Annotated in this window: 10 protein-coding genes; 7 read left to right on the top strand and 3 right to left on the bottom strand. The window is 31.7% G+C overall.

Going from position 1 to position 12,647, the window contains the following annotated elements:
- Positions 1-15: 15 nt before the first annotated feature.
- The 7 genes from ACY3IT_RS08635 to ACY3IT_RS08605 are packed head-to-tail and all read left to right on the top strand — an operon-like array spanning position 16 to position 7,645.
- Positions 16-888 (top strand): ABC transporter permease, encoded by an 873-nt coding sequence (locus tag ACY3IT_RS08635; RefSeq protein ID WP_463082538.1) that lies wholly within the window; start codon positions 16-18, stop codon positions 886-888.
- Positions 889-892: 4 nt separating this feature from the next.
- The gene (locus ACY3IT_RS08630; RefSeq protein WP_463082537.1) at positions 893-1,873 is read left to right on the top strand and encodes an ABC transporter ATP-binding protein; all 981 of its coding nucleotides are present in this window, start codon (positions 893-895) and stop codon (positions 1,871-1,873) included.
- On the top strand, positions 1,866-2,813 hold the full coding sequence (locus ACY3IT_RS08625) for an ABC transporter ATP-binding protein (protein ID WP_463082536.1): 948 nt from the start codon (positions 1,866-1,868) through the stop codon (positions 2,811-2,813). Before ACY3IT_RS08630 ends, ACY3IT_RS08625 begins: the two co-directional genes overlap by 8 nt.
- Before the next feature lie 28 nt (positions 2,814-2,841).
- Complete coding sequence (locus ACY3IT_RS08620) at positions 2,842-4,644, top strand: hypothetical protein (protein ID WP_463082535.1); 1,803 nt, start codon at positions 2,842-2,844, stop codon at positions 4,642-4,644.
- 6 nt (positions 4,645-4,650) lie between these two features.
- A complete protein-coding gene (locus ACY3IT_RS08615; protein WP_463082534.1) occupies positions 4,651-5,658 on the top strand; it encodes a glycoside hydrolase family 5 protein in 1,008 nt (335 codons plus the stop codon).
- A gap of 49 nt (positions 5,659-5,707) precedes the next feature.
- The gene (locus tag ACY3IT_RS08610) at positions 5,708-6,643 is read left to right on the top strand and encodes a glycoside hydrolase family 5 protein (RefSeq protein WP_463082533.1); all 936 of its coding nucleotides are present in this window, start codon (positions 5,708-5,710) and stop codon (positions 6,641-6,643) included.
- A gap of 9 nt (positions 6,644-6,652) precedes the next feature.
- Positions 6,653-7,645, top strand: coding sequence for a glycoside hydrolase family 5 protein (locus ACY3IT_RS08605; RefSeq protein ID WP_463082532.1), 993 nt, complete (start codon positions 6,653-6,655; stop codon positions 7,643-7,645).
- Between the two features lie 5 nt (positions 7,646-7,650).
- Here ACY3IT_RS08605 and ACY3IT_RS08600 read toward each other — a convergent pair whose 3' ends face one another.
- Genes ACY3IT_RS08600 through ACY3IT_RS08590 form a run of 3 tightly spaced genes read right to left on the bottom strand, consistent with a single transcriptional unit; the run spans position 7,651 to position 12,597 of the window.
- Positions 7,651-8,835, bottom strand: coding sequence for a hypothetical protein (locus tag ACY3IT_RS08600; RefSeq protein ID WP_463082531.1), 1,185 nt, complete (start codon positions 8,833-8,835; stop codon positions 7,651-7,653).
- Between the two features lie 53 nt (positions 8,836-8,888).
- Complete coding sequence (locus ACY3IT_RS08595) at positions 8,889-10,841, bottom strand: ABC transporter ATP-binding protein (protein WP_463082530.1); 1,953 nt, start codon at positions 10,839-10,841, stop codon at positions 8,889-8,891.
- Complete coding sequence (locus ACY3IT_RS08590) at positions 10,825-12,597, bottom strand: ABC transporter ATP-binding protein (protein ID WP_463082529.1); 1,773 nt, start codon at positions 12,595-12,597, stop codon at positions 10,825-10,827. The genes ACY3IT_RS08595 and ACY3IT_RS08590 overlap by 17 nt, the downstream gene beginning before the upstream one ends.
- Positions 12,598-12,647 lie beyond the last annotated feature (50 nt).

Below are 12,647 nucleotides of genomic sequence, written 5' to 3'. Positions count from 1 at the left end.
GGAGGTTTTTACTAAATGGAAGTTGCAATAAATAGAAAGGTTAAAAGATCAAGCTATTGGAGTTCTGCTTGGAGAAGATTTAAAAGAAATAAAATGGCAGTTGCTGGATTAATCTATATTATCATAATAATAATTGTCTCCATATTTACCCCATGGATTGCTCCCTATCCTTATGATGAACCCCACTATGCTCATACTTTTGAAAAGCCGAGTGCCAAATTTTGGTGGGGTACTGATGACCTTGGAAGAGATATGTTTAGTAGAAATTTATATGCTATGAGAAATGCTCTGTTAGTGGGTTTTGGTTCCCAAATAGTGGTACTTATTATTGGAGTAATAATAGGCTCTATCGCAGGATATAGAGGTGGAATGATAGATACACTCCTTATGAGAATAACAGATATAATGTATGCGTTTCCTACTTTCCTTTTTAACGTTATTTTAGTTACTGTTATGGGTAGAGGTCTTTTTACAATTCTTGTTGCTGTTGGACTTACAGGATGGGCAGGAATGGCTCGTTTAATAAGAGGTATGGTTATGTATCTAAAACATGCAGAATTTGTTGAAGCGGCAAGAGCTTTAGGAGCTAAAGAATCGTATATTATTAGAAAATATATACTTCCCAATATGTTAGGACCAATTATTGTAAGTTTAGCCTTTGGTATACCAAATGGAATATGGATTGAAGCAGGTCTTGCTTTAATTGGAATGGGAGTAAGACCACCAATGCCTTCTTGGGGTAATATGATTGGAGCTGGAATTGGTTATATAATGGGATTTCCTCATATGGTGATCTTCCCAGTACTTACTTTTGCTCTTACTCTTCTTGCCTTTACATATGTAGGTGATGGTTTAAGAGATGCATTAAATCCAAGGAGTGAGGTATAAAGCCATGGCAGAACTATTAAGAGTTAATAATTTAAAGACCTATTTTGATAGATATGATGGTGTTGTAAAAGCGGTTGATGGTATAAGTTATAAGGTAAATTATGGGGAGACTCTTGCGATTGTGGGCGAAAGTGGATCTGGAAAAACTGTTTCGGTTCTTTCTCTTTTAAGGCTTATTAAAAGAAATGGAAGAATAGTAGATGGAGAAGCTATTTTTGATGGTAAGGATTTATTGAAACTAAATAAAGAAGAACTGAGACAAGTAAGGGGTAAAGATATTTCTATTGTTTTCCAAGATCCAATGACCAGTTTGAACCCCATAATGAGAGTAGGTATCCAGATAATGGAACCTATTTTGTGGCATAAAGTAATGTCTGATAAGGAAGCAAGGGATAGAGCTATCGAACTTTTAAGGCTTGTAGGAATTCCTGAATATAAGACGAGAGTTTGGGATTATCCATTCCAATTTTCAGGTGGGATGAGACAAAGGGTTATGATTGCAATAGCTCTTGCATGTAATCCTAAGCTTGTTATAGCTGATGAGCCTACTACAGCTTTGGATGTTACAGTAAGAGCCCAAATATTGAATCTTCTTTCTGACATGAAGGAAGAATTTAAAACTAGTGTAATATTTATTACTCACGATATTACACTGGCTATGAATTTTGCTGATACAATAATGGTTATGTATGCAGGAAAGATATCAGAGTATGCATCTACTGAGAAGTTTATTAGAAATCCATTACATCCATATTCTCAAGGTTTAATTTCATCTACTCTTGATATAAATGCAAAAGAGGGTTCATTAAGACCTATTCCTGGAAACCCACCAAGCCTTGTGAATCCCCCATCTGGCTGTAGGTTCCATCCAAGGTGTCCATATGCTCAAGATATATGTGGAGAAGTAGAGCCAGAATATAAGGAAGTAGAAGATGGACATTATGTGGCATGTCATTTAGTGAAGGGAGGAAAATTCAATGCCTGAACTTTTAGTTGTTAAAAATTTAAAAAAGTATTTTCCTGTTAAAAAGAAGTTTTTGAGAGCAGTAGATAATGTATCTTTTTCTTTAGAACAAGGAGAAACGTTAGGTCTCGTGGGAGAAAGTGGTTCTGGAAAATCTACCTTAGGTAGATCTATACTTAGACTGATTGAACCAGATGCTGGAGAGATAATTTTTGATGGGGCTGATTTGAGGAAGCTTAAGGGGGAAGAGTTAAGGCAAAAGAGGAGATTTATGCAGATAATTTTTCAGGACCCATTAGCTTCATTAAATCCTATGATGACAGTCGGACAAAACATAGAAGATCCTTTAATAATTCACAATATAGGAACAAGAGAAGAAAGAAGAAGAGCGGTAGAAGAGCTTCTTGAAATAGTAGGTTTAGGTAGAGAGGTAATAGATGCTTTTCCTTATGAATTTTCTGGGGGTCAACAGCAAAGAGTAGGAATAGCAAGAGCTCTTGCTTTAAATCCTAAATTTATTGTTGCAGACGAGCCTGTTTCTTCATTGGATGTATCTATACAAGCTCAAATTGTTTCCCTACTTTATGAACTAAAAAGAAGATTTAAGATATCTTACCTTTTCATATCCCACGACTTGGCAGTGGTAAGATACCTATCTGATAAAGTTGCTGTTATGTACCTTGGTACTATAGTAGAAATGGCTCCAAAGGAAGAATTATATACAAATCCATTGCATCCATATACAAGAGCTCTTCTTGCTTCTGTACCTAAGATGCCGAGAGATGGGGAAAGGCAAAGAAGATTTTCAGCATTAAAGGGAGAAGTACCTTCTCCTATAGACTTGCCTCAAGGTTGTAGATTCCAAAGCAGATGTGAGTATGTGATGGAAACATGTAGAAAACAAGAACCTGCCTTAAGGGAGGTTTCTCCAGGACATTTTGTGGCATGTCATTTAGTATAGGTGCTTAAGGGGTGAGAGGGGTTCAATTGTGAGAGATTTCATATTGTTTTTGATTTTGTCAATAATATTAATTATTTGTGGGTGTATGAAAGAAAGTAGTGTAAGGAATAGTATAGGATCTTATGAGTCAAGATATAAAGACAATAGACCTTTGAATATATTAGGGATAGATATCTCTAAAATGGAATTAGGAAGGTATAATTTATTTGAAGTGTCTATTTTTCTACAGGGTTCATACTTGAATCCTTTTGACCCCCAAGAAATAGATGTAGAAGGAATTTTTGAAGATCAGTATGGTAATCAATATAGGGTTCCAGGATTTTTCTATCAAGAATATAAAAGAGAACTAAAAAATGATTACGAATATTTGGTTCCTGTGGGGGATCCATATTTCAAAATAAGATTTTCTCCAATAAATATAGGCTCATATAAATTTTTTATAAAAGTTAAAGATAAAACAGGAAGAGAAGTCTCATCAGATAAATATACTATATATGTAAAGGAATCTGAAAAACCCGGGTATATAAGGGTTAGCGAAAAGAATTGGCGATATTTTAAGTTTGATAATGGGAGACAATTTTTACCTATTGGGGCGAACATTTGTTGGGCAACATCTAAGGGTACTTATGATTACGATGTATGGCTTCCTAAATGTGCTGAAAATGGTGGAAATTATTTTAGAGTTTGGCTTGGACCTTCATGGGCTACTTTTGCTTTGGAAAGGGAATCTGTTAAAGAATATGATCTTGAAAATGCGTGGAAACTTGATTATGTATTAAATTTAGCGGAAAAATTAAATATGTACATAATGTTTTGTTTTGACAGTTACAATGAACTTAGATATCAGAAGGAAGGAGCATATCCATATTGGGAACATACACCCCATTATGAAAAAAATGGAGGACCCTTGAAAGAACCCAAAGATTTTTGGACTAATAATGAGATGATTAAATATTATAAAAATAAGTTAAGATATATTGTGGCAAGATATGGTTATAGCACTAATGTTTTTGCTTGGGAATTTTGGAATGAGGTAGATATTATTTCTCCAACTGCTTTTGTTATAGGAGAGGTTAAAAAGTGGCATGAAGATATGGCTAAATATCTTAATAGTATTGATCCCTGGAAACATCTAATAACTACAAGTTTTGCTTTCTCTCCTGGAAAACCTGAGATTGACAGTATCTCTGGATTAAACTTTGTACAAACTCATATTTATAAAAGCAATAGATATATTGATGCCCTATTATCTCTTATAGCTTATAAAGAAAAATATAGAAAACCTCATCTTGTGGGAGAATTTGGGTTGGATGCTGGTGGAAATGATCTTTGGGTAGATCCTAATGGGTATGTTATACATAATGCTATTTGGACTACCATTTTGTCTGGTGCTTCTGGTACTGCAATGTCTTGGTGGTGGGATAATCACATTCATCCTAATAATCTTTATTTTCATTATAGGGCTTTAGCGGATTTTGTTAAGGATATAAATTTTTTAGAGGAAAAATTTGAAAGGTTAACAAATTATAAATTTAACGTCTATAATAGAGAGATTAAGGTTATAGGACTTCAAGGTAAGAAATATATACTTTTATGGCTTTATAATGCTAAAGAGGCCTATCAATATAAAAAAGATATTCCTAATATGGATAGTTCGAAATTCTTAGGCAGTATTGAATTATTAATAAAACCCCCAATTAAAGTAATCTACTATGACACATATAGAGGTGAAAAGATTAAGGAATTAGATTTAGATAAAAATGTAATTCCTATTATTGAGTTTGAAAGAGATTTGGCAATAAAAATAGAATTATTAGGGGAAGGAGAGTGATTATTGATGAAGAAGATATTACTTTTTTCCTTAATCTTCCTATTTGTTCTCTCTTTTTCTTTTAAGGAAGTCCATTCTCAAGCCAAATTACCCATTAGAAGAGGAGTTAATCTTACTGGTCTTGAGGCCCCTTTTGAAGGTTCATGGGGGGTATATGTAAAGGATGAGTATTTTGATTTAGTAAAAAAAGCGGGTTTTGACCATGTGAGAATTCCAGTTAGATGGAATGGTCATGCATTATATGAACCCCCATATACTATAAGGGATTACATATTTAATAGAGTGGATCAAGTGATTGATCTTGCTTTTAAGAATAGCTTGTATGTAATAATAAATATCCATAATTATGATGAAATAATGCAAAATCCTGAAAAACACAAAGATAGGTTTCTTGCGTTATGGGATCAGATAGCAGAGCATTATAAAAATTATCCAGATACATTATGGTTTGAGCTTTTAAACGAGCCAAATACAAATCTTACACCTCAGATTTGGAACGAATATTTGGCTGAAGCAATAAAGATAATTAGAAAGACAAATCCAACGAGGAAGATTGTAGTAGATACAGCAAATTGGGCAAATTATAGCACTATCTCTTTTTTAAAACTTCCTGAAGACAAAAATCTTGTAGTAAGTTTTCATTACTATAATCCTTTCAATTTTACCCATCAAGGAGCAGATTGGGTACAGCCTCAGCTTCCAATAGGTGTTAGATGGACTGGTTCAGATCAAGAAAAGAAAATGATAGAGAGGGAACTTGATTTTACTGTTGACTGGGCAAAAAGAAATGGGAATGTACCATTGTGGATGGGAGAGTTTGGGGCATATTTTAGGGCGGATATGGAATCAAGGGTGAGATGGACGGATTTTGTAGCAAGATCTGCAGAAAAGAGAGGAATAGCTTGGGCATATTGGGATTTTGCATCTGCAGGTTTTGGAGTATATGATGGGTTAAATAAAATGTGGAGAATACATCTTTTAAAAGTGTTAATCCCAGAAACAAAAATAAGATGATCGATGTTTTTAAAAAATAAAATGTGTTTGTTAAGGAGGTAAATTTATAATGAATATTCCGATTAGGCGTGGTATAAATTTTGGAGATGCCTTAGAAGCGCCTTTTGAAGGTGCATGGGGTGGGCATGTTATTAAAGACGAATATTTTAAGTTAGTAAAAGAAGTAGGTTTTGACCATGTGAGGATTCCAATAAAATGGAGTATATATTCAAAAAGGGAATCTCCCTATGATATAGAAAAAAAGATTTTTGATAGAGTGGATCATCTTATAGAGCAAGCTTTTAATAATGGGCTTTATATAGTTATAAATATCCATCATTATGATGAAATAATGCAAGATCCACTGAAAGAAAAGGATAGATTTCTAGCTATATGGAGGCAAATATCAGAGCACTATAAAGATTATCCTCATAATTTATATTTTGAATTATTGAATGAACCTACTTATAATTTGCTTAGTAATTTATGGAATCAATTTTTAAAGGAAGCTATAGAAATTATTAGGAAGACTAATCCTGATAGAAAAATTGTAGTAGGACCTGATAATTGGAATAGCCTTTATAATCTTGATAAGTTGATTATTCCTGAAAATGATAAAAATATTATAGTAACTTTTCATTATTATAATCCTTTTAATTTTACACATCAAGGAGCAGGATGGGTAAAAATAGATTTACCGGTGGGAGTTAGATGGTTAGGTACAGATGAAGAAAAGCAGATGATAGAAAAGGAACTTGATATAGCGGTTAATTGGGCTAAAGAACATGGAAATATACCTCTTTATATGGGAGAATTTGGAGCATACTCAAAAGCAGATATGGAATCAAGGGTTAGATGGACGGATTTTGTGGCAAGATCTGCAGAAAAGAGAGGAATAGCTTGGGCATATTGGGAATTTTTCTCTGGATTCGGAGTTTATGATCCTGAAAAAGATGAATGGAGAGTTCCTTTATTAAGAGCTTTAATACCAGAATTAAATTTTTAGGAGGTAAATATGGCTAAAAACGTAATTCCAAGATGGAGGGGTTTTAATTTACCCAATTTGTTTTCATATTATCATTATAAAGATTTTGAAGAAGAAGATTTTAAATGGATATCTGACTGGGGATTTGATTTTGTAAGAATTCCTCTAAATTATAGATTCTGGATAAAAGATGATGATATTTATTATATAAGGGAAGAGTTCTTCGAAAAAATAGATAAGGTAATTTCATGGGGCCAAAAATATCATGTACATATATGTTTAAATTTTCATCGTGGTCCAGGTTACAGTGTTAATCAGGAATTAAAAGAGAAATTTAATTTATGGAAAGATGAGGAGGCTTTAAGTGCTTTTTGTTACCATTGGGGATATTTTGCAAGAAGATACAAAGGTATATCCTCAAAAGATTTGAGTTTTAACTTGATTAATGAACCACCCTATGTATCAGATGATATTATGACAAGAACTGATCATGAGAGGGTAATAAGGAAAACGGTAGATTTTATAAGGAAGATTGATAATGAAAGGCTGATTATTATAGATGGCATCTCTTATGGAAATGAGCCTTTACCTGAGTTAATTGATCTTAATGTTGTACAAAGTTGTAGAGGGTATTTGCCTATGGGACTTACCCATTATAAAGCAAGTTGGGTGGGAGGGGAAAGCTGGCCTGAGCCTAGGTGGCCTGGAGCTTGGCATTACGGAGAATATTGGGATAGGGGTAAGCTTGAAAAACATTATGATAGATGGGTAAGTCTGATGGATAAAGGCATAGGTGTTCATTGTGGAGAGATGGGAGCCTTTAAGTATACACCTCATAAGGTAGTACTTTCTTGGATGAGAGATCTTTTGGAAATATTTAAAGAAAGAGGTATGGGTTATGCTCTTTGGAACTTTAAAGGACCTTTTGGAATTCTTGACTCTGAAAGAGAAGATGTGGAATATGAGGATTGGTATGGACATAAGTTAGATAGGGAGATGTTAAGATTATTACAAGAATTTTAAGATAGTTATTGTTGTATTTTATAAATATTAATGTTATAGCCATCCTTTCCAGATAATAAAAGGATGAAGAATTTTTCATCTTTAGAAAATTTCATATGCTCTAAGAAGTATTCGTTGTTAAGTCTTATTTTTTTCTGAGTACCTGATTTTCTATGAACTAATTGAATTTCTTTTATTAAAGAGAAGGGATTATTGGTAGTAGTATACGCTAAAAACTCTTCATTTGGTGATATACATAGATTATTCCCTAAATATGTGTTTATTACTTCTTTTGTTTTTATATCTATAAGGGTGGAAACCTTTGTTCCTTCAATAATAAGAAATTCATTTTTTTCAGTAAACCTTACACTTCCACCCATAGGATAAGAAAATATTTCTGAAAGATTTTTAAAGTCTATAACTTTAGTCATTTTTTCAAAGGAAATTGCTAATAAATCATCACTTTTTGAAACATCGTAACTTATTATTTTCTCATCTTTAAACAAAGGTATCGTTTTAATATTTTTAAGATCAATTAGGATAAGTCCATAGATATCGTCATTTTTATCGTCCATAGGGTTGTAGGAGTTTGCTAGCATTAAGAAAGTATCCTTAGGAGAGAAATTCAGAGATTCTTCTAAATCATCTTGAGTTGAAAAGAAGATTAATTCTTTTAGGGATGGATAGCTTAATATACGATATTCATAATGATTCTCAGTAGGTATAAATCCAAGAAAGTAAGTTTCAACGAGTTTTTTCTCTAGTATATATTTTCCGGTATTTGAAAAGGAAATATTTTGTATATTTTGCGAAATAGAAAACCAAAAATTGTTATTTATTTTTATGTTACTTTCCAAATTATATGGAAGCTCTGTATATGTATTTTTTTCAAAGTTATAAATTAGAGCGTAGGGTTCATTGTTAACGACAGCTATCGTTTTAGTAGCTATTATTTTAAATTCTTTGATAATTGTGTTAAAGTCTCTTGCATTTTTTGATCTCACTCTTATTTTGTTCTCATTAAGGTTTTTAAGATCTAAAATTGCTAATTGATCCTTTATGTTATATATTAAAAAATTCTCATAAATTAGAAAATAATTTACACTATTTTCTCCAAGAGATATTTCTTTTAGTAAGTAAGGATCAATAAATTGAGAAAAAACAGCAGATATACTAAGAAAAATTATACCTAAACTGATTAGTTTTTTCATATATGATAAGGACTCCTTTTAAAACGATTTAAAAATTTTTCTATTTATTAAAACTATATGTTAGCATAATTTAAACTTTGGAGTTTGTAAAGATGGTAATAAAGTCCCTTTTTCTTTATGAGTTCATTATGACTTCCTTTTTCTACAATCTTACCTTTATGCATTACATAAATAGTATCCACATTTTTTATTGTAGATAATCTATGGGCAATAATTATACTGGTTCTCCCTTTTATGAGATTTTCTATTGCATCTTGGATTAATTTTTCTGTTTCTGTATCTATGTTAGCTGTAGCTTCATCTAAAATTAATATTTTAGGATCAAATACTAATGCTCTTGCAAAGGCTATTAATTGCCTTTGTCCAGAAGATAATGTAGCTCCTCTTTCTTGAACAGGAGTATAGTATCCTTGCGGAAGTTCCCTTATAAAATTATCTGCATTAACCAGTTTTGCTGCTTCTATGACTTTTTCTTCCGGAATATCCTCTTTATTTAATCTTATATTCTGTAAAATATTAGTAGCGAAGAGGTGTACATCCTGAAGGACTATACCAATATGTTTTCTTAATTCTTTTGGATCTATATCTTTTATATTAATATCATCTATAAGAATTTCTCCTTTTTGAATATCATAAAACCTTGTAAGCAGATTTATGATTGAAGTTTTTCCTGCTCCTGTATGACCTACGAAAGCTACCTTTTCGCCCGGTTCTATAGTAAAGGATAAATCTTTTAAAACCCATTCACTATTATAAGCAAACCAAACATTTTTAAATTCTATTTTTCCTTTTATATTTTTTAGAACTGTAATCTTAGGTGTTTCTGTTATATGTTCCGGTTCGTCAAGAAGCAAAAAAATTCTTTCTGCAGAAGCCATAGCATCTTGCATTATATCATATTTTTCTGCTAAGTCTTGAATTGGTTGGAAAAAGCTTCCCAGATAAGATATGAATAAAAATAAAGTTCCAAAACTCATTTGATTTCCCATTATTTGTAGGCCACCAAAGAATATAAGAAAGGCAGAGACAAAACTTCCCAAGGCACTAACTATAGGTCTAAATATGGCATTAACGAAAACGTTTCTTAGAGTTGCTTGTAAAAGTAAGTTATTAATTTCTCTGAATTCTTTTTCATTCTCTTTTTCTCTTGCAAAAAGTTGCGTTACTCTAATACCGCTTATATGTTCTGCTAAATAGGCATTCAATCTTGCAAGTCTAATTCTAAAAGCTCTATAGGCTTCTCTCGCATATTTTTTAAATAGAAAACTTATATAACCTACTATAGGAAGGGATATTAGACATATAATAGCTAATTTCCAATTTAAGCTTAACATTACAATAGAAAGTCCAGTAAGCAAGAATATATCTACTACAAGACTTGTTATTACAGAGTTGTACATCTGTTGAAGGGTTTCAGTATCATTAGTTACTCTTGTTACTAATCTTCCTACAGGATTTCTATCAAAAATTCTCATAGGAAGTTTTAATATATGCTGGAATAGTTCTTTCCTTAGGTCATATATTATTTTTTGAGATGTTAAGTTCAAGATATAGACTTGTATATATGTTAGAAAGAAAATCATGAATATAATAAGAAGATACAATAGAGCTGCTTTTTGTAAATTCGAGATATTTTTCCACCTCAATGAGAATCTGTCCTTAATATCAATCTTTTGCATGTCTTCAAGGGAAATATAATATTTCCCATTTAAAGGTTTGATAAGAGAAGGATATTTTTTAATTAGTGTTTTGGCTAAATTATCTTCAATATAATATACTCTTATCTCTCTATTTTCTACCTTTATAACTTCAAAGGGGTTTATGTTTTTATCTATGGCAGTTTTTATAATATATGGATTTATAAGCTTTAAAATGGTTATGATTATAATAAGAAATAGAGCAAAGAGTAGATAAGAAAAGTAAGGTTTAGCATATTTTAATAATCTTTTCATTATTCTTGAATCATATGCTTTTCCTAATATTTCTTCTTCATAAAACTGATTCATCTATTTCCCTCTCCAACTTAGATTCTAATTGTTGTTGTTCATAAAGCTCAGCATAATATCCACCAAGTCTCATTAATTTATTGTGATCTCCTCTTTCCGTAATCCTTCCATCTTTTAACACTATTATTTCATCTGCCTCTTGAATAACTGATAGCCTTTGGGCTATTACTATAAGACTTTTATCTTTCCTTATTTCCAATAGATTACTTAAAATCTGTTTTTCTGTATTAGCATCTACAGCAGATAAAGCATCATCTAAGATTAAAATAGGGGGATTAATGGCTAAAGCTCTTGCAATTGCGACTCTTTGTTTTTGGCCTCCAGATAATGTAACACCTCTTTCGCCTACTACTGTATATATACCGTCTGGAAAATCTTTTAGATCTTCTTCTAATGCAACGATTTTTATTAGTTCTTTAACCTCGTTATCTGATAGATTAGGATTGCCAAATCTTATATTATTAGCAATAGTATCTGAGAATAAGAAGCTATCTTGGGGTACAAATCCAACGTTTTTTCTGAGAAAATATAAAGAAAGATTTTTAATAGGAATATCATCTATTAGAATCTCTCCTTTTTGTATATCAAAAAGTCTTGATATGAGACTTACTAAGGTGGTTTTCCCTGAACCTACTGGACCTGTGATACCAAGGAATTTTCCAGGTTTTATTTCTATATTTATATCCTCAAGTTGCCAGTTTTTACTTGACGGATATTTAAAGAATACATTCTTAAATATAATTTCTCCATTTAACCTTTCTTTTTTTATTGCATTTTTAGGTTCTCTTATTTCAGGTATTTCATCAAGTACTTCATTTATTCTTTCTAAGGATGCTTTTCCTCTTTGGAAATTGTTTATTACCCATCCTAAGGCATTCATAGGCCATATCAAAAGGCCTAAATAGGAATTGAAGGCTATAAAGTCACCAAGGGTGATATTTCCTTTTATAACTTCCAACCCTCCAAAGAAGAATACAAGAAGCATAGATAGATTAGCTAATAGTTCTATAGTAGGAAACATAAATCCCCATGCTTTAACAAGATTTATATTTTTATTTAATAAATCTCTTGCTTTTACTAAAAAATTCTCTAATTCTTTTTCTTCCTGTACGTAAGCTCTTACAACCCTTATACCTGCTATAGTTTCTTCAGTTTTATCCGTTAGATTAGCAAAGCTTTCTTGTACCAATTTAAATCTTTTGTGAGTTATTTTTCCAAATATGGATATAGTTGATGTAATTATTGGTAAAGGAATAGCTGTGTATAATGTTAGTTTGGGACTTATGCTTATAAGGAAAAAAATAGAAAGAATACCTAAAAAGATTGTATCAAGGAGCATAACGATACCAAAAGCAAACATCTCTCTTACAGCTCCAAGATCGTTGGTAGCAAGAGCCATGAGCTCTCCAGTTTTATGATAGTTAAAGTAGTTTAATGATAAAGTTTGAAGATGGGTAAAGTATTTTTCTCTTATTTGAGCTTCTATATGACGAGAAGTAGCAATAATTTGCATCCTCCAAAGATATCTAAAAAAGGCTGTAAGTATTGCAAAAATAATTAAAGCTAAAAATATTAAAAATAGGTTTCTCAAAGATAATGATCCCTTATTAAGATAATCTACACCCCATCCTAAAAGTTTAGGGGAGATTAGTTGGAAAATATCCGTAAGAAGCAGAAAGAACGCTCCTGAGATATACTTCCATTTATGTTTTAATAATATTTTTTTAATATGCCTAAAAAGAGGCTTGCCTACCATAACAAAAAATAATTTTATATCTAATTGATTTTTTTGTGAAGATGTAAAAA

The sequence above is a fragment of the Dictyoglomus sp. GBS genome, assembly GCF_055179815.1.
This window is presented reverse-complemented; position numbering and strand designations above follow the sequence as displayed.